Below are 21,406 nucleotides of genomic sequence, written 5' to 3' on the forward strand. Positions count from 1 at the left end.
AAAAAAAACTTCGCGTCTTAGCGCCTTCGCGGCAAAACCTATTCTTTTATCTCAAAACCACTTTCCAAACCTTTATCAGAACTTCCTCCAACCATAATTTTAAAAGTTCCAGGCTCAACTAAATAATTTCCTTCATTATCATAAAAACCAAGTTCTTTATTGGTTAAAGTAAAAGTTACCGTTTTAGTTTCTCCTTTTTTCAGGTTTACCAATTCAAAACCTTTCAATTCTTTTATTGGGCGAACGATACTGGCAAATTCATCGTGAATATATAATTGTACTACTTCTTTTCCATCATAATTTCCAGAGTTGGTAACGGCAACGCTAACCTGAACATTTTCTCCTTTGGCAAAAGCCGTTTTATTTATTTTTAAATATTTATAATCGAATTTGGTATAACTCAATCCAAAACCAAACGGAAATTGAGGCGTTTTCTCCACATCCATATAATGCGACCAAAACACGTTTTTATCACTGTCAATTGGTCTTCCTGTGCTGTATTTGTTGTAATAAATCGGCACCTGACCTACATTTCTCGGAAACGACATTGGCAGTTTTCCACTCGGGTTATAATCTCCATATAAAACCTGCGCCACGGCATTTCCGGTTTGAGTTCCCAATTGCCAAGCTTCAACAATTGCAGGAACATGTTTGGCAGCCCACGGAATACTCAACGGACGACCGTTATTTAAAACCAAAACGATATTTGGATTCACTTTATAAATTTCTTCTAATAATTCTTGTTGTAATCCCGGCAAATTCAAATCTGTTCTGCTTCTTCCCTCACCGCTTTGAAAACCGTATTCTCCCAAAACCATAACCACAACATCAGCATTTTTCGCTGCAGTTTTTGCTGCTTCAAATCCGCTTTTATCTGTTGTATTAAAAACTGTTTCTGTCAGGAAAGTAGCTTTTTGAGATAATAAATCGACACCTTTTTCAAAAGTTAATTGATTGTCTTTATATTGCTGCATTCCTTCTAAAACCGAAACCGCCGTATTATCATCAGCCGCAATTCTCCAGCTTCCAAGCGGACTATTTTTATCATTTGCCAAAGTCCCAATCAAAGCAATTTTTTGTCCTGATTTCTTTAGCGGAAGCAAATTCTTTTCGTTTTTCAACAATACAATCGACTTTTTGGCCATGTCTAAAACGCCTTCATTGTTTGCTTTACTTCCTACAACTTCTTTTTCGCGTTTCTCGTCACAATATCGGTATGGATCATCAAATAATCCCAATTCAAATTTCACACGCAAAATTCGGCGAACGGCATCATCAACCAACGCTTCTTTTATTTTTCCTTCTTTCACCAAACCAGTCAATTTCGCCACATACAAATACGATTCCATATCCATGTCTGAACCTGCAATTACGGCTTTTGCCGTTGCATCGGCTTCATCTTTTGCGTAACCGTGCGCGATCATTTCGCGAATTGAAGCATAATCTGAAATTACAAATCCGTCAAACTTCCATTTTCCTTTTAAAATATCTCTTTGCAAAAAAACATTTCCTGTTGCAGGAACGCCGTTTAGTGTATTAAACGAATTCATAAACGTTCGAACTCCAGCCTCTACAGTAGCTTCAAAAGGTGGCAAAACAGAGTTGTACAATTTAGAGTTACTGATATCTACAATATTATATTCCAATCCTGCTTCAACATAACCATACGCTGCAAAGTGTTTTGCGCAGGCTGCAATCGTATTTACTTTAGCCAAATCAGCGGTTGTTTCCCCCTGAAAACCTTTTACTCTTGCGTAACCCACTTTACTACCTAAATACGGATCTTCTCCCGCACCTTCCATCACACGCCCCCAACGCGCATCATTTGCAACATCGACGTTTGGACCAAAAGTCCAGTTTATTCCAGATGCCGAAGCTTCATCAGCCGCAATCGCCGCCGATTTTTTAATCGCTTCTAAATCCCAGCTCGCCGCTTCTGCCAGCGGAATCGGACTTAACGTTTTATAACCGTGAATAACATCAAAACCAATAATCAACGGAATTCCCAAACGGGTTTCTTCAACCGCAATTTTCTGAACAGCGCGAACATCTTTTACACCACGAACCGTCAGCATTGAGCCAACCCAGCCTTTTCGCAAATGTTCGTATTTCAGTTCTGCTGTTCCGCCTTTTGGAGCCGGACCTGTTACATCCCAAAATCCATTATATTGATTCATTTGCCCCACTTTTTCTTCCAGCGTCATCAAAGACAAAAGCAAATCGATACGTTGTTCTATGGTTTTATTTTTATCTAAATAAGGTTTTTTCTGTGCATTCATATTTCCAACTGTAAACAGGGCAAAAACCCCAATAGTTATTATTTTTTTATTTTTCATTGGTTAGTTAGTTTAGTAATTTGGGCGTGTCCCTCCGGGTCGGGCTATTCGCTAAAAGTCCTCGCACTTCCTTCGTCAGGCTGTGGGCTTTACACTGCTATCCCTCACGCAAACCAATACACAAGAGCTTTTCGAATTATTTCTTTTTCCACAAATCTTGTCATTTTGAGGAATAAGAAATGACAAACTTTGCGGGACTTCGACTCCGCTCAGTCTAACAAAAAAGGCGCTAAAAATCTAAGGTCTAAAATCTTTACTCTTTGTTCTTTTCTCTATATTCTCTCACTCCGTAATAAAACAAGAAGCCGGCAAATTCGCTTTATTAAACAAATCAGATTGTATGGTATTTCCCCACGCGAATCTTACTTTCACGGGATTTACAACTTTCTTGCTTATCAAAATCACCTGATTATTTTTTATTGAAGCTTCTGCAGGAAAGAAAATTCCATCGGCTCCAGCCAATTCAAATTGATTCGAGGTTTTGTTTTTAAAATGCAATCCTTCTGCATAATCAAACGAAACAATTACTTTATTTTTTTCGACTTTAAAATCTTTAAAAAGTGGTCCATTTACCAAATTAGAATTTAGTCCCGAAGCTTCGGGATAGATTTCAGCCAAAACCAAATTTGCCAAACGAATTCCGACATCTTTTTTATTCTTTGGATGAATATCAATTGTATCTGAAATATCAGAAGTCAGAACCATTCCAGTTTTCGGAACTTTTTTTAAAATTTTTCTTTGAGAATTTCTCACAATAACATTTGAGAAGTTGTTACTTCCGGTTTTATAAGGCGCGATTTGAACGAAATAAAAAGGAAATTCGTCCTGCCAAACTTTTCTCCATGAAGTAATTAAAGCCGATAATGTTTTATCATAAACCAATGAACCAACATTCGATTCGCCTTGGTACCAAAGCGTTCCTGCAATTTTAAAACCCGTAATTGGATAAATCATGGCGTTGTAAGCACGCCCGGGTTGGCGAGGCCCGTATTCTTGTTCATTAAGTTTTTTGGCGTTTTCTAATAAAATAGCATCATTTTGAACGACTTCTTCCGGCATCCAGATTTCGGCTGGAGTTCCGCCCCAATTGGAAGAAATTAACCCGATTGGAACATTTTTTAAATCTTCTCTCAAACGTTTGGCAAAAAAGTAACCAATTGCGCTGAAGTTTTTCATGGTTTCCGGAGTCGAGTCAACCCAATTTCCTAATAGATTATTTTGCGGTGTTGTTGCTGTTAATTTAGGAACGGTAAAAAACCGAATATTAGGATTCATCGCATTTTTCATTTCCTCTTCGCCATTGTCAATTCCCCAGCTTGCAGACATTTCCATGTTGGATTGTCCCGTGCAAAGCCAAACTTCACCAATCAAAATATTTTTAAGCACCACTTCGTTGTAACCTTTTATCGAAATGGTAAAAGGTCCGCCGGCTTCTGGCGTTTTAATATGTAGTTCCCATTGCGCCTGATTATTGGCGACCACTTTATATTCCTGATTGTTCCAGCTCGAAACCAATTTGATTTCTTCTTTTGGATTTGCCCAACCCCAAATTTTGACTTCAGCATTGCGCTGTAAAACCATATTATCGCCAAAAATATTCGGAAGTGTAACGTTTGCCATCATAGTACTGGAAATCAATAGAAAGAAAACAAACTTAAATATATTATTTTTCATTTAAGAGCTTTTTTAGAAATGGAGCATATTCAGCTGCTAAAACTTTGTGATCATTAACATCAGGATGTCCTAAACAACCTTTTGGAGTCATTGGTTTAAATTTAAAAATCAAGATTGGTTTATGTGTTTTGTCTTCCGCGAAAGCGTTTTTAACTTTCTTCAGACAATCTTCAAAAACTATTGCTCTTTCTCCGCCTACCATTGGGCTGTTTGTGATCACAATTTGTGCTTTCGGATTATGTTTGTACAACATTTTTATAAAGTTGATGTAGTTTGAAACATACTTTTCAGCATTAAAAGGAAGACGCTCTTTTTTGCCATCTCCACCAGAAAAATCATTGGTTCCCAAAGCAATACTGACAATATCAGGCTGAAAAGCAAAATCGTATTTAGGTTTAGAATTGTCTTTGGTTAAATATAAATTCTGATAAACATCAGGCATTATCGCTTCGTCTTTGTTCTCGTCGTTCCAGTTTCTATACATTCCAATTCCGGAAACGGAGCTTACCAAATAATCAACATCAATTTTTCTTGAAATTCTGGGGCCATAAGCAAAATAACCATTATGATGATCCATATATTCTCCCTTATCACAATCAACTGAATCACTCGCAGCAGCACAAGTAATAGAATCACCAATAAATTCGATTTTCTTTTTCTTCTTTGTCGAAATTGAAGTTAGTTTTGCTGTTGTTCCGGCAAATAAAATATTTCCGCTTTGAGCCTCGGTATTTTTATAAATTTCAAGTCTATGGACTTTTTTGTTAGTTGTAGTTTTTATTGGAAAAGACTGAACTGCGCCTTTTTCAATTCTTATTTTTCCCAAATATTTTCCGTCTAAGACCAACGAAACATAATTATGATGTTCGTATGAATCAACACTTTGAAGCGAAACTGAACATTCAGTTCCTGTAAAATTAAATGAAACAGAAGAAGCTGTTCCAATTAAAATTACTTTATTATTTTCAAGTTTATCAACTCTGCCGTGATAAAGAAATGTATTGGTTTTGTTTTGAGATTGAGAAACAACCGAAACCATCAAAAACAGAATTAAAAGCGGTATTTTTTTTAGAAACATAATATTATTCGTTAAATCTAAATGAGATTCACAAATATATCTGAAATAAGGTTTTGAAAAAGATACTAAAACATCAAAAGACAATAAAAAAACACCAAAATATTATATTCTTTTTTACGTTTTATTATTCACATCAAAACCTCGTAAAGAACTATTGCTTTGATATTCAAAACCTACGCGCTATCTTTATAAATTAATGTTCTGATTCAACTTCAAAAAAAAAATGAAATCAAGTCTCTATATATTATTCTTTTCTGCCATTTTATGTTCTTCGTTTACTTGTAAAAAAGAAGATAAAACAGAGGCAGTTCAAATTCAGAAACCATCAACTAAAATAGACCGCGATTCTATTATCAGTTACGCTAAAAACTATTTAGGTGTTCCTTATGTATATGCAGGAAGTGATCCCAAAAAAGGATTTGACTGTTCCGGATTTGTAAGTTACGTTTACAAAAATTTCGGAATGACTTTACCAAGAAGCTCCAGTGGTTATAAAGATTTGGGAACTGCATTAAATCCTGAAGAATTTAAAGTTGGTGATATTTTGGTTTTCTACGGCTATAAAGACAGAACTGTTGTGGGACATCTCGGCATTATTTGCGAGGCGAACGGAATGCAATCTAAATTTATTCACGCTTCATCTGGAAAAGTGCAAAGCGTTACTATTACTTCATTAGACACGGAACATTACACAAAACGTTTTTATAAATGTATTGATGTAATTTCTAAGTAAGGTATTTTTTTGCCACGAATTGCACGAATTATCACAAATTAAATATCATGCTTTTCCGCCCATAAAAATTGGTGGAAATTCGTGAAATTCGTGGCAGAACTTTTTTAAAATTTATTCCTCAGTCAATAATTTGATTAAACTATCATCTCTCTTGTAAACATCTTTATAAAAATTCAAATTTCCGTCTCGATCTACCCAGGCGGTAAAATAACCAATGTAAACGGGAACTTTCTTTTTTAGACTCACCCAGTTTTCTTTTCCTGCGTGCATTGCTTTATCAATTCTGGCAGGCGTCCACGAAGGATCTTGTTTTAAAAGTTCGATTGCTAGTTCTCTTGGTTTTCCTACACGAACGCAGCCATGACTAAAAGCTCTGTTTTCTCTTTCAAACAAACTTTTTGCAGGCGTATCGTGTAAATAAATATTATTTGAATTTGGGAATAAAAACTTTACCAGACCAAGCGAATTATTTTTTCCGGGTAATTGACGAACAGCACCGTTATTCCACTCCAGATTTTTCTGAGCCAGATAATTCTTGTTCTTTGCCATTCCGGGTTTTATTTCACTTTTAATGATACTTGGAGGAACATTCCAATACGGGCTAAATACGATATTGTTCATCATTCCGCTAAAAATAACGGTTTTATTCATTGTTTTTCCTACCACGACCGGAGATACAAATGCTATATCGTGATTGCGAATTAAATACAATCTAAATTCCGGAATGTTCACTTCGATATATTCTTTTCCTTTTTCAAGTTCAGGATCTATCCATCGGCAACGTTCCATATTAGCAATTATAGTTTTGATTCTTTCTGAAACTGTAACGTTTAGCTCGGCAATATGTTCTGGTAAAATGATGTTTTTTGGCGTTAAACCGTGGTGTAATTCGTAAGTTCTAATAGCTTTTATTAAAGTAGAATCACATATATTACTTTTAGTATCTTCTTTAAGATCTCCGGTTACGTAAAGTCTTTCTCTTATTTGCCCAATTGAAGCTACAGAATCTCCTAATTTAAAATTTTTAAAATCGACATCAGTCTGAATGGCTTTCCATCCTCCTTTCTTTTCAATTTCTCTATATTCATGCAGTGCGTCACGAAGCTTATAATATTGACTGAACATCTTGCTCTTTTTGTCATCGCTAATGGTAGCTTTATTATAAATAGAATCTGAAAAAACCTGATAATTAACTTTTTTTCGAGGCAAAAGCCATTCCAGCGCTCTTGACGTTTTTTCATCTACTCCGGAAACTTTCTGAACGTAATAAAAATACAAGTTTGAAATCATTAAATCGGTATCTGATTTTGATAACTTATTCTCAGCAGTATGTTCAAAAACAGGATTAATTTGTTCCTTATACGGAAAATTAGCTTTTAAACCTTCCTGATCTAATCCTTTGTATTTATTGAATAACGTATTTCCGTACTCAACAACACCTTTGTTGTCCAGCCACAATTGAGTCGATTTATTTTTCTTGTATAAAGCAAAAACCTCATTCTGAAACTTAATCAATTTAGGATATGTTTTATAAAAAGCGGAAATACCAGCACTATCGATTTTAATTTTCAGTTCAGGAACTACTTCCTCTGACGGTTTTTTTAATATTTCTTTGCTTTCTTCTTTCTTATTACAAGAAAAAACAGTCATAAGAAGCACAAAAGCAACAATCGAGTAGAAAAATTTCATAGTGATTTTTTCAATAAAAATAGAAAAGTTTTGATACAAATAACACTTTTACAAAAAATAAAATCACACACTTACGAACAATGTTTTTGATTCTATTTTCTCAAAAAACAATTTAATTATTAGGCATAAAAAAAACTCCGGATACATTACATATCCGGAGTTTTCCCCTTTATAATCAACCTTTTATTTTTAGATAACTGTTCCTTTTAATGTAAGGATTTTTGGTGTTTCTTCTGCACTTGTTGTTACAGTAACTGTTTTTGTAAATGCACCTTTATTTGCTGCATTATAAGTTGCTGTTACTTTTGCTGATTTACCTGGTAAAATTGGCTCTTTTGTGTAATCTGTTGCTGTACAGCCACAAGATCCTTTTACATTGGTAATTACAACGGCAGTTTTTCCAGTATTTTTAAATTCGTAAACAATTGCTTTTGGTGTTCCTTGCGGAATCTCGCCTACATCAACTGTTTCTGCTTTCCAAACTATGGTTGATGCTGCAATTGTACTGTTTTCATTTGTGCAAACTAATGACTGAACTGGTGCTATAGCAGAGAAAGACATTAATCCTAAAGCTAAAGCCAGCATTGAAATTTTGATAATTTTCATAATAAATTTATTTAAAGTGGTTTATGGTTAAATTTCCTTTATCAAAAGTAGTTTAGATAAAAACAATTCGCTGTTAAGCGGTTTCAAATGTTTGTTAACGACTTGTTAACGGATATTTTTCATTTAGTTTCTTTTAATTTTTAACTATATTACACTATCAAAATACTTTTCATTGAAAATAAATAAACTCAACAGTATCATTCTTTTAGGACTTATTGCTATCATAGGTATTTTGGTGGCACAATTACTTTGGACCAGAGAAGCCTTTACTTTAGAGCAAAAAAAGCTAAGCCAAAAAACCCATATTGCATTGCTTGAAGTGGCAAAAAAGCTATATGAAGGCACCAATCACGAGTTGCCGGCGCAGAATCCTGTTCAGAAAATTGCCAATGACTATTATATAGTAAATGTCGACAATGATTTTGAACCTGATATTCTGGAATTTTACCTGAAAACGGAATTCAAAAAAATGAATATCACTACTGATTTTGAATATGCTATGTACAATTGTCAAAGTGACGAAATGGTATATGGAAATTATATTTCATTATCTAAACAAGAAAAAGGAAAACAATCCGTTTATTTTCCGAAGCATAAAAATCTCGTTTATTATTTTGCTGTTCGTTTTCCCAATGAAACATCTTATTTATTTAGTTCGATGCGTTTTTGGTTTGTACTTTCAATCGTATTGATTCTTATTCTGTTAATTTATGTCTATTCTATTTTTACGCTTTTACAACAAAAAAAATATTCTGAATTGCAGCGCGATTTTATCAATAATATGACGCATGAATTTAAAACACCGCTCTCTTCGATTTTAATTGCCTCGAAGTATTTAATTGAACAAAATCCAATTAAAGAAGATAAAAAACTGCATACTTATACAGACATTATTATAAAGCAAAGTCATAAATTAAATCATCATATTGAGAAAATTTTAAATACTTCAAAATCTGATTATAAGACTTTGGAACTAAAAAAAGAATCTATTTTGATTGTTCCTGTTTTGGAAGAAACAATTGAAAATATTGTATTAAAGTACCCTGAAGCAAACATAAAAATAAGCAGTAAATCAAATGATTATAAAATTGAAACCGACGTTTTTCATTTTACCAATTTGATTTACAATTTATTAGACAATGCAGTGAAATATTGTAATGAAAAACCTGAAATTACGATTGAGATAACTGAAGAAAATCAGGTTCTAAAATTAGCTTTTGTTGATAACGGAATCGGAATTTCGATTAAAAATATATCTTTAATCTTTGATAAGTTTTACCGAATTCAAAATGAAAAAAGCAATGAAGTCAATGGTTTTGGCCTTGGTTTATACTATGTAAAAGAAATTTGCAATTTGCAAAACTGGAAAATAAAAACCGAAAACAACGAAATAAAAGGTGTTACTATCACCATATCAATTCCTTATAAAAAATGAAAAATTTTAAAATTCTTTATACCGAAGATGATGAAACATTAGCGTTTCTGACCAAAGACAATCTCGAACAAAATAATTACGACGTAGTTCATTGCTGTGATGGAAAATCAGGTCTGGAAGCTTTTAAAAAAGAAGATTTCGACATTTGCATCCTTGATATCATGTTGCCAAAAATGGATGGATTTGAACTGGCAACCGAAATTAGAAAAAGTAATACCGATATCCCGATTATTTTCCTTTCGGCCAAAACCTTAAAAGAAGATCGCATTAAAGGACTGCGTTTAGGTGCCGATGATTATCTCGTAAAACCGTTTAGTATTGAAGAATTGTTATTGAAAATTGGAATTTTTTTGAAACGTTCGCAGAAAAATAATCAGACAGAAAGCATTGTTTATACTATTGGAAAATACCAATTTGATTTCACGAATTTCTTTCTTTTTAATGAAGATGAAAAAATAGGCCTTACACAACGCGAAGCAGAACTTTTAAAATTATTTTTTGATCATAAAAATATGGTCCTAAAAAGAGAAAAGATACTTTCGGCACTTTGGGGAAATGACGATTATTTTACAGGAAGAAGTCTGGATGTTTTTATTTCGCGTTTACGCAAAATTTTAATCAATGAAGAAGGTATTTCTATAGAAAACATACACGGCGTTGGTTTTCGTTTTAAGATGTAATTTATTGCTACTATTTATTTCAAAATTTTGTATTTTTAATATCTAAACTTTTTCAGATATGAAATTTCATCATTTAAGAAATGCCACTTTAGTTATAGAAACAGATGAACATGTTATTTTAGTTGATCCGATGTTAGGAAAGAGAAAAACGATTCCGCCTTTTACCATCTTTCGATACAAACCTAAAAGAAATCCATTAGTTGCTCTTCCTAAAAATAGTAGAGATATTTTAAGTAAAGTTACACATTGCCTGATTACACATTTGCATCCTGATCATATTGACAAAGCCGGCGAAGTTTTTTTAAGACGAAAAAACATTCCTGTTACCTGTAGCATTAAAGATGAAAAAACACTAACAACAAGAGGTTTAAATATTGTTCAAAGTTTGAATTATTGGGAACCACAAGAATTTTTAAACGGAAAAATTACTGGAATTCCTGCTATTCATGGTTACGGATTTATTGCAAAATTAATGGGAAATGTAATGGGTTTTAATATTGAATTAGCAAATGAAAAATCCGTATATATTAGTTCTGATACCATTTTTACAGAGCATGTTCAAAAAGTTCTTGTTGAATTTAAACCTGAAATTGCCGTTGTAGCCTGCGGAACTGCACGACTTGACATTGGTCAGCCTTTATTAATGCGAATGAACGATATTTTGAAATTTGTTGCTTTGGCACCAAATCAGGTTTTTGCAAATCATTTAGAGGCTTTAAATCATTGTCCCACAACTAGAAAAGAATTAAGAGAAGCATTATCCGAGAATGATCTTTTGGATAAAGTTTCGATTCCTGAGGATGGGGAGAATGTTTCGTATTGAATTAAAATTTTGTTTTAAATTTTGTCAATCTTTGTCGAGCTACTTGCGGAGATTCCTCCTCCGTCGGAATGACAAACTTTGTGACAACTTTGTGTAATAAACTTAGATAATACGTTCTGTATGTCATTCCGACGGAGGAGGAATCTCCGCAAGCAACTCCGCAATACTATTCAAATAAATAATTCAAAAAATCGAAATCCGGATTACTTGTTTTTATCAGTTCTAATTTTTTTTCTCTCCTCCATCCTTTAATTTCCTTTTCACGAGTAATTGCATCCTGAACCCATGTGAACTTTTCGTAGTAAAGTAAAAACTCAACAATATATTTTGAAGCAAAAGTTTTATTCTTTAATAAAATATTTTCTTTATGTTGATTCAGTCTTATCCTTAAGTTATTTGTAACTCCAGTATAAAAAACCGTTTTGGTCTTATTTGTTATAATATAAATATAATAAGTATGAAAACCTTCTTGAAATTGCATAATTAATGAATTCTTATTCTGATGTAAAAATAAGAAAATTCTTTAATTTAAAATTTTATTTACGATTAAAAAAATCTACAAAACCAACAATCCAAACTCGCGTAAAGTATTAATTGGTTTTGAATACCAAAACAATTCAAAATCATCTAATTGAGTTTCAAAGTCAGCTTTTATTTCCTGAAAAGTATAATTTTTACCGTTTGAAATAGTAATCTTTTTTAAGATATCAACCAGCCATTCTCCTTCATTTTTATTGGTTTGAATGTTGAAGCTTTCTTTTTTATCATGAAAAGTAAAAGTCATCATTTCCCAGGTTTGTCCTTTTTTTGATTTTATGAAATATTCAACAGAAGGTCTTCCGCCTAACCAAACCACTTTTGCATTTGGTTTTGTATTGAAATCATTAGTTTCTTCTAAGGCATTGAAAATAAAATACTGATCAATTTTAGTTTTCGGAATTTTAAAGTCGAACCAATCCTGAAGTTCATAATCAAAACAAATTCCGTGCATGAAATTAAAAAGCGATTTTTTTAGTCCGAAACTAAATTTATCGTGGTTGATTCCTGTAGAATCGGTGTAATCAATATCATTATTGGCAAAAGTTCCAATGACTTCTGTTGTTTTTGTTACACCAAATTTCTCCGGATATAAACCAACCGGACTATGTGCTGTCATCGCAAATTGATGCCAAAAACCAGATTGCAAAATTCCGGCTTCGAATAACTGACGAACCATTTCTAAACTGTCAATTGTTTCCTGAACGGTTTGTGTTGGATATCCATACATTAAATACGCATGAACCATGATTCCGGCTTCGGTAAAATTTCGGGTTACCTTTGCAACTTGTTCAACCGTTACGCCTTTGTCTATTAATTTTAATAATCGGTCCGAAGCAACTTCTAATCCTCCGGAAACGGCAATACAGCCTGAAGCTTTTAGCAATAAACATAAATCTTTAGAAAAGCTTTTTTCAAATCGAATGTTTGTCCACCATGTAACGGCTAGTTTTCTGCGTATAATTTCTAATGCCAAAGCACGCATTAAAGCAGGTGGCGCAGCTTCGTCAACAAAATGAAAGCCATTTTGACCCGTTTGCTGCATCATATCTTCCATTCGATCACACAACAAATTAGCCGCAACAGGTTCATACACTTTGATATAATCTAATGAGATATCACAAAAAGTACATTTTCCCCAATAACAGCCATGCGCCATTGTGAGTTTGTTCCAGCGTCCGTCGCTCCACATTCTGTGCATTGGATTTACGATTTCGATAACAGAAATGTATTTATCCAAAGACAAATCAGAATAATCAGGCGTTCCGACTTGTGCTTGTTTATAATCGTGTTTTAAGGAATTGTTTTTATAAACCACTTTTCCATCTTCCAATAAAAAAGTTCGCTTATATGAATTGGCATTTGGGTTTTCCAGATTGAAAATTAATTCTTCTATCGGCACTTCGCCATCATCTAAAGTAATAAAATCAAAGAATTCGAAAACGCGAGCGTCAGAAAGAGAACGTAATTCGGTATTTGGAAAACCGCCGCCCATTGAAATTTTAATTTCCGGATGGTTTTGTTTTATCCATTGTGCACATCGAAAAGCGCTGTATAAATTCCCCGGAAAGGGAACAGAAATCAGGAAAAAAGTTGGTTTTATAATTTCAATTTTTTCTTTTAAAATCGAAATTAAAATTGAATCTATATAAGTTGGTTTCTGCTGTAAAGCTTCATAAAGTTCATCAAAAGAATTGGCACTTCTGCCTAAACGCTCTGCATATCGGCTAAAGCCAAAATTTTCGTCGACACATTCTACAATAAAATCTGAAATATCTTCAAGGTATAAAGTCGCTAAATGTTTTGCTTTATCCTGCGTTCCCATTGTTCCAAAAGCCCAGTCAAGTTCTTCCAATTGGGCAAAACGAGAAGCTTCAGGCAAAAAATCTTCCTGACAAATCTGTAAAGCCAAAGTTGGATTTTTTCCCTGCAAAAACTGAATTACAGCATCAATCGTTTTAATGTATTCATCTTGTAAAGCAAAAATACGTTTTGAATTATCGGAGATTTCGTTTCCAACAACCTGACCCGAGACTGAAAGTCGAACTGGCGGAGCAAATCTGAAACCTGAAAATTCAAACAAATCAATTAAACCTTTCTTCGAAAACAATTCTAAAATCACATCAATACCCAAATCTGCCTGAACCGATTCGATATTTTTTGTATTTAAAAATCCTTTTATATACGCAGTGGCCGGATACGGAGTATTCAGTTGTGTAAAAGGAGGTGTAACGATGAAGAGTTTGCTTTTCAAAAGAATTATTTTTTTGCAAAAATACGGGATATTTGGAGACTTTTTGTGAAAAGATTAAAAGGAGTTTTTAGTTTCATTTTTAAACCACAAAGTCCGCAATCCCGATAGTTATCGAAGTTGTGGACTTTGTATATATTTTTGCAAAACTTTGGTGGTTAAGATTCTAAAACTTATGCTCCTCTTTACTAATTACCAAAAATGAGATCAAAGAAATAAATGCTGCTCCCATTAAATAAAAGCCTACATAACTCACACTATATGTAGATGCCAGCCAAATTGCAATCATAGGTGCAAATGCCGCACCCAAAATTCCGGCCATATTAAAAGTTAAGGATGCTCCCGAATAACGAACATTTGTTGGAAACAACTCTGATAGAAAAGTTCCTAACGGGCCATAAGTAAATCCCATTAAAGACATTCCGATACAGGCAAAAGTCGTAACCAAAACAATATTACCCGAACTTAAAAAGTAAGAAAAGAAGAAGCCAAAAACAGCTATAGCTGCTGTAGCTATAATAAGCATTTTACGACGGCCAATTTTATCTGCAACTATAGCAGAAACCGGAATAAAAATTGCAAAAAACAGTACCGAAAATAATTGTATTAATAATCCATTTCTTTTAACAATTCCTAAATCTGATGTAGCCCAGCTCAATGTAAAAACGGTCATTAAATAAAATACCAAAAAGGTTGTAATGGCAGAGAATGTCCCGAAAATCAATTGGTTTTTATAGGATTTAACCAGCGTTAAAAACGGAATTTTCACTTCTTCATGCGCATTTTTCGAATTTTCAAAAGAAGGTGTTTCTGTAATTTTAGTTCGGATATAAAAACCTACTACCACCAAAAGTGAACTGGCAATAAACGGAATTCTCCATCCATAATCCATAAAATCTTCATTACTCATTGAATCTGTTAACAATAAAAAAGTTCCTCCTGAAAGCAGTAATCCTATTGGAGCTCCCAATTGCGGAAACATTCCATACCAGGCACGTTTATTCGGCGGTGCATTTTCGATGGCCAATAAAACAGCTCCTCCCCATTCGCCTCCTAAACCAACACCTTGTCCAAATCGGCAAAGCATTAACAATAAAGGAGCTGCAACACCAATACTGGCATAACTTGGCAAAAACCCAATGGTAACTGTTGAAATACCCATTGTTAGTAAAGCAGCTACTAAAGTAAATTTACGTCCAATTTTATCTCCATAATGCCCAAAAAAAGCAGAACCCAAGGGACGCGATAAAAAGGCAATTGAAAAAGTAGCTAAAGATTCCAGAGTTGCCATCGTCGAATCTGCACCCGGGAAAAATAATTGTGGAAAAACCAATACTGCTGCATTGGCATAAATATAAAAATCAAAAAACTCGATTGTGGTTCCAATTAAGGATCCAAAAAGAATATGTTTTAAGGAATTCTTTTGGGCAGGATTATTTTTCATGCAAAATTAGGTATATCTTTTTTTTGATTACAAAAATATAGTTTCGTTATGAATATTTCACATTTAGAACAATTAGTTTCAACACACTTATGCTTTTTTAACAAATTAGACTTATTTTACATTTTAAATAATTTGAATTTAATCAAAACTAAAAACTTGATTAGATGAACTTTAAAACAAAAAACAAAAATCAAATCTTAAGCATTCGTTAAAAACACTTTTAAGTATATATTTTCATTAAATTTACAGCTGTCAAAAATAAATCTAAAATTATGCCCACCGACTGTATCAGCTACCAAAACTCAGGATATTTCTCTAAATTGATACAAGATTACTTAGATCAAAAACCCGAACTACAACCTCTATACAATCATTTTCCAACGCTGGAAAACTTTGAAAAACAAATCGTTGAAAAACAATCGAATTTTAATAACAACAACCGAATTCCGCTTGTTGCCACTTTAAAAAAGCAATATCAAAACATTGAAATTTCTGATTCTACGAAGCAAAATATCGAGCTTCTCGCACTAGAAAATACTTTTACGATTACTACAGGACATCAATTAAATTTGTTTAGTGGTCCGCTATATTTTTTATATAAAATTATTTCAACGATTAATCTTACCAAAGAATTAAAATCAAAATATCCGACATATAATTTTGTTCCCATTTATTGGATGGCAACAGAAGATCACGATTTTGAAGAGATCAATTATTTTAATTTTAAAGGAAAAAAATTCAGATGGAATAAAGAAAGTACCGGTCCTGTTGGCAGACTTTCGACAGAAGGTTTGGCTGAGTTTTTCGAAATTTATTCCTTAGAATTAGGTTCAAGTACAAATGCCGGCGTTTTAAAAAAGCTTTTTGAAGAAGCTTATTTACAACACCACAACCTTGCCGATGCTACACGTTTTTTGGCCGATAGTTTATTCTCTAACTACGGTTTAGTAATTCTTGATGCTGATGATGCCGATTTAAAACGTGCTTTTATTCCTTTTGTAAAAGAAGAATTAGAAAATCAAACTTCTTTTAAAGCTGTTCAGCAAACGATAGAACAATTTCAGGATTACACTGTTCAGGTTAATCCACGTGAAATCAATCTATTTTATATTGAAGATGTTTTGCGTGAGAGAATTATTTTTGAAAATGATAAATACTTTGTAAACAACACTAAAATTTCATTTTCAAAAGAAGAAATTTTAAAATTATTAGAAAGTAATCCTGAAAAATTTAGTCCAAACGTAATTATGCGTCCGCTATATCAGGAAATTATTCTGCCTAATTTATGCTACATTGGCGGAGGCGGAGAAATTGCTTATTGGCTGGAATTAAAATCATTTTTTAATGCCGTAAACATTACTTTCCCGGTGCTTTTGGTTCGAAATTCAGTTCTTTTAAGTACCGAAAAACAAGCTAAAAAAGCTGATAATTTAAATTTAAGCTGGAAAGACCTGTTTACAAAACCTGCGGATTTAGTTAATGCGATCACACATAAGTTATCTGCTTTTCCTATTGATTTAACACCACAAAAAGAAACGTTGGAAAAACAATTTGAATATCTTTACGAATTAGCACAGCAAACCGACAAATCATTTACCGGAGCTGTAAAAGCGCAAGAAGTAAAACAAAAAAAGGGTTTAGAAAATCTTGAAAAAAGATTATTAAAGGCACAAAAACGAAAATTAGACTCAGAATTACAGCGCGTTACAGATTTACAATGCGAGTTATTCCCGAATCAAAGCTTACAGGAACGTCAATCTAATTTTTCTGAGTTTTATTTAGAAAAAGGTGAACAATTAATTCCGCTTTTAATTCAAAAACTAAAACCGTTAGAAACGAATTTTAATATAATTATGATATAAAAAATGTTTGCCACGAATTTTCACGAACGTGAATCCTTAAAGAAAAATTCGTGGAAATTTGTGCAATTCGTGGCAAACAAAAACAATAAAGTAATAATCATCAGAATAAATAACCGCCTCTTCTGAAATTATTGCCTCTCTAAACCAAATAGTAACCTTTTAAAACAAAAACTAACCTATTACCAAAAAACTATGACCAGAGAGCGCTTGATTTCATTGGATGTCTTCAGAGGATTAACTATTTTATTAATGACTATTGTAAACAACCCCGGCGATTGGGGTAATGTTTATCCACCACTTTTACACGCCGAATGGCACGGCTGCACCCTAACAGATTTGGTGTTTCCTTTTTTTGTTTTTATTATGGGAGTTGCAGTTCCGCTTGCAATGCCAGATAAAATCTACGACCAAACAACTTTCAATAAAATTTTGGTTCGTTCCTTACGAATGTTCTGTTTAGGGATATTTTTCAACTTTTTTGGCAAAATACAATTATTTGGACTGGAAGGAATTCCACTTCTAATCGGTCGTTTAGCGATTACAATTGCAGTTGGTTACGCCTTAATGGGGAATTTCAGTTCTAAAGTCAAAAATATTCTGGCTTTTTCTATTCTATTTATATACTTATTTTTAGCCTATAGCGGAATTGAAGCGTATCACGACGTACGTCTTCCGGGAGTTTTACAACGAATTGCCATTGTGTATTTTGTAGTTTCACTGTTGTATTTAAAAACCTCTCAAAAAACACAAATTATAACAGGAGCTGTTTTATTATTGGGTTATTGGGCATTAATGACATTAATTCCTGTTCCAGGATTTGGTGCTGCCAATCTGGAGAAAAGAACCAATCTAGCAGCATGGCTTGATAGCGTTTTATTAAAAGGCCATATGTACCGCGGAACCGTAACCTGGGATCCGGAAGGAATTTTAAGTACAATTCCTTCAATTGTAAACGGAATTATCGGTTTATTAATCGGCCAGATATTAATGCGTGAAATATCTAAAACGCAAAAAGCTACAAAAATGGCCATTGCTGGTATAGCACTTATTATTGCTGGTTTACTTTGGAATATTGTTTTTCCAATCAACAAATCTATCTGGACAAGCAGTTACGTTTTATATACCACAGGATTAGCAACCACATTTCTATCAATCTTATATTATGCAATTGATATCGCTGATTATAAAAAAGGATTTAAACCATTTTTAATTTGGGGTGTAAATCCTATGATTGTATTTTTTACTTCTCAAATTATTCCACAGGCTTTAGTAATGATAGAATTCCAAAATCCGCATAATCCTGAAGAAAAAATCAATCTTTTAAGTTATCTGTACGGTTTCGGAATCGCTCCATTCTTCAGTAATCCAATGACAGCTTCTTTGGCAGGCGCATTGGTATATGTTTGCATCTGGACATTCATTTTATGGATATTCTATAAAAACAAATTGATTTTCAAAGTCTAATTATTTCTTTTCACAATATAAGTTATATAAGTTCATTTTAGTAATGCTGCATATTTTTTAGATCTACAATCTATACGCAAGTAATTAAATGAACTTATATAACTTATATGGTTTAAAAAAATTACTCAAAACATCATTCTGTAGTGTTTTAATTATGAATTTATTAAAATCAATTCATAAAAAAGTCTATTTTTGCACAAAATTTAAAAACACAAAAATGGCAACAAATAGAACTTTTACAATGATTAAGCCAGATGCTGTAGCAAATGGACACATCGGGAATATCTTAGCAATGATTACAAACGGAGGTTTCAAAATCGTTTCATTAAAATTAACTCAATTAACTGTAGCCGATGCTAAAGCATTTTACGCAGTTCACGCAGAAAGACCTTTCTACGGAGAATTAGTTGAATTCATGTCACGCGGACCAATTGTTGCTGCAATTTTAGAAAAAGACAACGCTGTAGAAGATTTCAGAACTTTAATTGGAGCTACAAATCCTGCTGAAGCTGCTGAAGGAAGTATTCGTAAAGCATATGCAACTTCTATTGGAGAAAATGCAGTTCACGGTTCTGATAGCGACGAAAACGCTGCTATCGAAGGTGCATTTCATTTTGCTGGAAGAGAGCAGTTCTAAATTTTAGATTTCTGAATTTAGATTTTAGATTAAAATAAAAAATCCCGTTTCAAATTGAAACGGGATTTTTCTTTATAAGCTATTTACAAAGTTCAGCCAATCTAAAATCTGAACTCTAAAATCTAAAATTATCTAAGAACAACCTCTTTAACAACCTCTCGCCCTAATTCCTCATTAATCATTTTAACGATTTTCGATTTTCCGTGACTCAATTCTTCTCTTAAAACTGCCGATCCAAGTTCAACATACAAAGTACTTCCCTTTAAAACTACATTTTTTGTATATGTGTTTACACCATTCCCCATCAATTGTCTCCAGGCTTCTTTTACATCAATCTGATCCATTCCGGGCTGTAATTTATTCACCTGGATAATCTGTTGCAAAACAGCCCCAATCGTACTTTCGTTATTTAGTCTTTTTGCCATCGTTTAAAATATTTATTTGTCCTGCTTTTTTATAATGATATTCCTTATCCTGATCATTCTTTACCACAAAAGTTTCATCAGAAATTGAAATTAATTCCTCGCTCCACTTTGCATAATCCGTTTTATAATCCAAAAAAGTTCCTTTATCTGTAAATCTAACCGAAACGTTTTCAAATGTATCCGTTGTTAAAAAAGTTCCGTCAAGCTGTGCCATCACTTTCGTTCGGGTCCCTTTATTTCCTTTCATCTGAAAAAAATCAAAGTTCTCATTCATTCCATACGCCTTTTCTTCGCCTTTATCAAAAACCACTTTTTCAATTTCCCAATAACCATTTAGTTTTGCAATATCCGCAGGTTTAATTTCTTGCTTACAGCTTACAAACAAAAGCGACAAAACCAAAATAATAAAGGTATTTTTCATATAATAATATTTATAAGGAGCTATTTCCCGCTGTCCTTCCAATCTTTTGTGCTGAACCCCAGCACAAAAGGATTTTCCCTCCCATCGGGGCTAGGGCTCCAGTTTTCAAAAGAAAATTTAGTGAACTACAAAGTTAACTTTATATCATTCTAAAAGAAATAAAAATTCACAAAACCCATTAAACTATTTTACATATTTTTGGTCAAACCCCAAACCAAAACCAAAAAACATGACCAAAACTATTTTTAGCGTCCTGGCAATCTTATTTTTAGCAGGATGCAGTTCAGATCCAACGGAACAAACACCGGCAGAAACTCAAACCATGTACTTTCCTCCTTTAACGGGCAATACTTGGGAAACAAAATCTATTTCAGATTTAAAGTGGAATCAAAACGCAGTTCAGCCGCTTTTAGATTATTTAGAACTCAAAAATTCAAAGTCGTTTATAATTCTGGTCAATGGGCGAATCGTAATGGAAAATTACTTTAACGGACATTCTGCAACCACAAACTGGTACTGGGCAAGCGCCGGAAAAACATTAACCTCTACAATAACTGGAATCGCTCAGCAAGAAGGTTTATTAAATATCAATAATAAAGTTTCACAATATATTGGTACAGGCTGGACAAGCGAAACATTAGCAAAAGAAAACCTGATTACCTGTAAACATTTATTAACCATGACATCAGGTCTAGATGACAGTACAGATGATGTAGATCCGGCAAGCTTAATTTATAAAGCCGATGCCGGAAGCCGTTGGGCATATCATAACGTATATGTAAAATTGCAGGATGCTGTAGCAGCAGCAAGCGGACTAGCTTGGGAGGATTATTTTAATGCAAAATTAAGAGATAAAATTGGCATGAACGGCAATTGGGTTCAGATTGACGTAAATAGTGTCTATACCAGCACATCAAGAAGTATGGCACGTTTTGGGCTTTTAATGCTTAACAAAGGAAAATGGGACAATACCCAAATCTTAAACGAAACTTATTTTAATGAAGCAACAACAACTTCACAAAACGTCAATTTGGGATATGGTTATTTATGGTGGCTAAATGGCAAAACTTCTTATCATTTACCACAATCACAACTCACTTTTTCCGGAAGTATAATACCAACTGCACCAAACGATATGTTTATGGCTTTAGGCAAAAACGATCAGAAAATATATGTTGTTCCAAGCAAAAACATGGTCATTATCAGAATGGGAGACGCTGCAGACGATGTCAACTTAGCCTTATCTGATTTTGACGAAACTTTGTGGGAGAAAATTAGTGCGCTATATCAGTAATTAACGTTTAGTACGTA

At 33.5% G+C, this 21,406-nt stretch carries 18 protein-coding genes; 8 read left to right on the forward strand and 10 right to left on the reverse strand.

All coding sequences use genetic code 11. The features are described from left to right. Positions 1 to 38: 38 nt before the first annotated feature. The 3 genes from bglX to AC4FQ3_RS11685 form a co-directional block, all read right to left on the reverse strand. Positions 39 to 2,336 (reverse strand): beta-glucosidase BglX, encoded by a 2,298-nt coding sequence (bglX, locus tag AC4FQ3_RS11675; RefSeq protein ID WP_491181964.1) that lies wholly within the window; start codon positions 2,334 to 2,336, stop codon positions 39 to 41. 282 nt (positions 2,337 to 2,618) lie between these two features. Next, a complete protein-coding gene (locus AC4FQ3_RS11680; RefSeq protein ID WP_491181965.1) occupies positions 2,619 to 4,010 on the reverse strand; it encodes a sialate O-acetylesterase in 1,392 nt (463 codons plus the stop codon). Beyond that, positions 4,000 to 5,088: an SGNH/GDSL hydrolase family protein gene (locus tag AC4FQ3_RS11685; protein ID WP_491181966.1), complete on the reverse strand. Its 1,089-nt coding sequence runs from the start codon at positions 5,086 to 5,088 to the stop codon at positions 4,000 to 4,002. The genes AC4FQ3_RS11680 and AC4FQ3_RS11685 overlap by 11 nt, the downstream gene beginning before the upstream one ends. A 223-nt stretch (positions 5,089 to 5,311) precedes the next feature. Between AC4FQ3_RS11685 and AC4FQ3_RS11690 the strand changes: the two genes are divergently transcribed. Continuing rightward, positions 5,312 to 5,821: a C40 family peptidase gene (locus AC4FQ3_RS11690; RefSeq protein ID WP_491181967.1), complete on the forward strand. Its 510-nt coding sequence runs from the start codon at positions 5,312 to 5,314 to the stop codon at positions 5,819 to 5,821. A gap of 111 nt (positions 5,822 to 5,932) precedes the next feature. Here AC4FQ3_RS11690 and AC4FQ3_RS11695 read toward each other — a convergent pair whose 3' ends face one another. Continuing rightward, positions 5,933 to 7,510, reverse strand: coding sequence for a L,D-transpeptidase family protein (locus AC4FQ3_RS11695; protein ID WP_491181968.1), 1,578 nt, complete (start codon positions 7,508 to 7,510; stop codon positions 5,933 to 5,935). 189 nt (positions 7,511 to 7,699) lie between these two features. Beyond that, positions 7,700 to 8,116 carry a DUF1573 domain-containing protein gene (locus tag AC4FQ3_RS11700; protein ID WP_042565228.1) on the reverse strand — a complete coding sequence of 139 codons (417 nt, stop codon included), beginning with the start codon at positions 8,114 to 8,116 and terminating at the stop codon, positions 7,700 to 7,702. Between the two features lie 172 nt (positions 8,117 to 8,288). Between AC4FQ3_RS11700 and AC4FQ3_RS11705 the strand changes: the two genes are divergently transcribed. From AC4FQ3_RS11705 to AC4FQ3_RS11715, 3 genes are read left to right on the forward strand one after another with little or no spacing between them, the layout of a single operon-like run. Further along, complete coding sequence (locus AC4FQ3_RS11705) at positions 8,289 to 9,551, forward strand: sensor histidine kinase (protein ID WP_491181969.1); 1,263 nt, start codon at positions 8,289 to 8,291, stop codon at positions 9,549 to 9,551. Beyond that, complete coding sequence (locus AC4FQ3_RS11710; protein ID WP_302097213.1) at positions 9,548 to 10,231, forward strand: response regulator transcription factor; 684 nt, start codon at positions 9,548 to 9,550, stop codon at positions 10,229 to 10,231. Before AC4FQ3_RS11705 ends, AC4FQ3_RS11710 begins: the two co-directional genes overlap by 4 nt. A gap of 58 nt (positions 10,232 to 10,289) precedes the next feature. Further along, a complete protein-coding gene (locus AC4FQ3_RS11715) occupies positions 10,290 to 11,054 on the forward strand; it encodes an MBL fold metallo-hydrolase (RefSeq protein WP_491181970.1) in 765 nt (254 codons plus the stop codon). A gap of 166 nt (positions 11,055 to 11,220) precedes the next feature. On the opposite strand, the gene AC4FQ3_RS11720 is transcribed toward AC4FQ3_RS11715, so the two are convergent. The 3 genes from AC4FQ3_RS11720 to AC4FQ3_RS11730 form a co-directional block, all read right to left on the reverse strand. Next, positions 11,221 to 11,535 carry a GIY-YIG nuclease family protein gene (locus tag AC4FQ3_RS11720; RefSeq protein ID WP_042565224.1) on the reverse strand — a complete coding sequence of 105 codons (315 nt, stop codon included), beginning with the start codon at positions 11,533 to 11,535 and terminating at the stop codon, positions 11,221 to 11,223. A gap of 75 nt (positions 11,536 to 11,610) precedes the next feature. After that, positions 11,611 to 13,845: a B12-binding domain-containing radical SAM protein gene (locus AC4FQ3_RS11725; protein WP_491181971.1), complete on the reverse strand. Its 2,235-nt coding sequence runs from the start codon at positions 13,843 to 13,845 to the stop codon at positions 11,611 to 11,613. A 163-nt stretch (positions 13,846 to 14,008) separates the two neighbouring features. Further along, complete coding sequence (locus AC4FQ3_RS11730; RefSeq protein ID WP_491181972.1) at positions 14,009 to 15,286, reverse strand: MFS transporter; 1,278 nt, start codon at positions 15,284 to 15,286, stop codon at positions 14,009 to 14,011. 272 nt (positions 15,287 to 15,558) lie between these two features. Between AC4FQ3_RS11730 and bshC the strand changes: the two genes are divergently transcribed. From bshC to AC4FQ3_RS11745, 3 genes are all read left to right on the forward strand, one after another. Beyond that, positions 15,559 to 17,148: a bacillithiol biosynthesis cysteine-adding enzyme BshC gene (gene bshC / locus AC4FQ3_RS11735; protein WP_491181973.1), complete on the forward strand. Its 1,590-nt coding sequence runs from the start codon at positions 15,559 to 15,561 to the stop codon at positions 17,146 to 17,148. Between the two features lie 192 nt (positions 17,149 to 17,340). Further along, on the forward strand, positions 17,341 to 18,612 hold the full coding sequence (locus AC4FQ3_RS11740) for an acyltransferase family protein (protein WP_491181974.1): 1,272 nt from the start codon (positions 17,341 to 17,343) through the stop codon (positions 18,610 to 18,612). Between the two features lie 217 nt (positions 18,613 to 18,829). Further along, the gene (locus AC4FQ3_RS11745) at positions 18,830 to 19,249 is read left to right on the forward strand and encodes a nucleoside-diphosphate kinase (RefSeq protein WP_491181975.1); all 420 of its coding nucleotides are present in this window, start codon (positions 18,830 to 18,832) and stop codon (positions 19,247 to 19,249) included. Between the two features lie 128 nt (positions 19,250 to 19,377). On the opposite strand, the gene AC4FQ3_RS11750 is transcribed toward AC4FQ3_RS11745, so the two are convergent. Both AC4FQ3_RS11750 and AC4FQ3_RS11755 read right to left on the reverse strand, forming a co-directional pair. Then, positions 19,378 to 19,674: a DciA family protein gene (locus AC4FQ3_RS11750; protein WP_042565220.1), complete on the reverse strand. Its 297-nt coding sequence runs from the start codon at positions 19,672 to 19,674 to the stop codon at positions 19,378 to 19,380. Continuing rightward, entirely contained in the window at positions 19,655 to 20,095 is a 441-nt protein-coding gene (locus AC4FQ3_RS11755; protein WP_491181976.1) for a hypothetical protein, read from the reverse strand. The genes AC4FQ3_RS11750 and AC4FQ3_RS11755 overlap by 20 nt, the downstream gene beginning before the upstream one ends. 229 nt (positions 20,096 to 20,324) lie before the next feature. Here AC4FQ3_RS11755 and AC4FQ3_RS11760 point away from each other — a divergent pair, with 229 nt between their 5' ends. After that, positions 20,325 to 21,389: a serine hydrolase domain-containing protein gene (locus AC4FQ3_RS11760; RefSeq protein WP_491181977.1), complete on the forward strand. Its 1,065-nt coding sequence runs from the start codon at positions 20,325 to 20,327 to the stop codon at positions 21,387 to 21,389. Positions 21,390 to 21,406 lie beyond the last annotated feature (17 nt).

It is taken from the genome of Flavobacterium sp. AK-345, assembly GCF_058310175.1.

What these genes read in the sequence shown, in the direction of transcription:
- bglX (WP_491181964.1), bottom strand. Translation starts at nt 2,336, where the DNA reads ATGAAAAATAAAAAAATAATAACTATTGGGGTTTTTGCCCTGTTTACA.
- AC4FQ3_RS11680 (WP_491181965.1), bottom strand. Translation starts at nt 4,010, where the DNA reads ATGAAAAATAATATATTTAAGTTTGTTTTCTTTCTATTGATTTCCAGT.
- AC4FQ3_RS11685 (WP_491181966.1), bottom strand. Translation starts at nt 5,088, where the DNA reads ATGTTTCTAAAAAAAATACCGCTTTTAATTCTGTTTTTGATGGTTTCG.
- AC4FQ3_RS11690 (WP_491181967.1), top strand. Translation starts at nt 5,312, where the DNA reads ATGAAATCAAGTCTCTATATATTATTCTTTTCTGCCATTTTATGTTCT.
- AC4FQ3_RS11695 (WP_491181968.1), bottom strand. Translation starts at nt 7,510, where the DNA reads ATGAAATTTTTCTACTCGATTGTTGCTTTTGTGCTTCTTATGACTGTT.
- AC4FQ3_RS11700 (WP_042565228.1), bottom strand. Translation starts at nt 8,116, where the DNA reads ATGAAAATTATCAAAATTTCAATGCTGGCTTTAGCTTTAGGATTAATG.
- AC4FQ3_RS11710 (WP_302097213.1), top strand. Translation starts at nt 9,548, where the DNA reads ATGAAAAATTTTAAAATTCTTTATACCGAAGATGATGAAACATTAGCG.
- AC4FQ3_RS11715 (WP_491181970.1), top strand. Translation starts at nt 10,290, where the DNA reads ATGAAATTTCATCATTTAAGAAATGCCACTTTAGTTATAGAAACAGAT.
- AC4FQ3_RS11720 (WP_042565224.1), bottom strand. Translation starts at nt 11,535, where the DNA reads ATGCAATTTCAAGAAGGTTTTCATACTTATTATATTTATATTATAACA.
- AC4FQ3_RS11730 (WP_491181972.1), bottom strand. Translation starts at nt 15,286, where the DNA reads ATGAAAAATAATCCTGCCCAAAAGAATTCCTTAAAACATATTCTTTTT.
- bshC (WP_491181973.1), top strand. Translation starts at nt 15,559, where the DNA reads ATGCCCACCGACTGTATCAGCTACCAAAACTCAGGATATTTCTCTAAA.
- AC4FQ3_RS11740 (WP_491181974.1), top strand. Translation starts at nt 17,341, where the DNA reads ATGACCAGAGAGCGCTTGATTTCATTGGATGTCTTCAGAGGATTAACT.
- AC4FQ3_RS11745 (WP_491181975.1), top strand. Translation starts at nt 18,830, where the DNA reads ATGGCAACAAATAGAACTTTTACAATGATTAAGCCAGATGCTGTAGCA.
- AC4FQ3_RS11750 (WP_042565220.1), bottom strand. Translation starts at nt 19,674, where the DNA reads ATGGCAAAAAGACTAAATAACGAAAGTACGATTGGGGCTGTTTTGCAA.
- AC4FQ3_RS11755 (WP_491181976.1), bottom strand. Translation starts at nt 20,095, where the DNA reads ATGAAAAATACCTTTATTATTTTGGTTTTGTCGCTTTTGTTTGTAAGC.
- AC4FQ3_RS11760 (WP_491181977.1), top strand. Translation starts at nt 20,325, where the DNA reads ATGACCAAAACTATTTTTAGCGTCCTGGCAATCTTATTTTTAGCAGGA.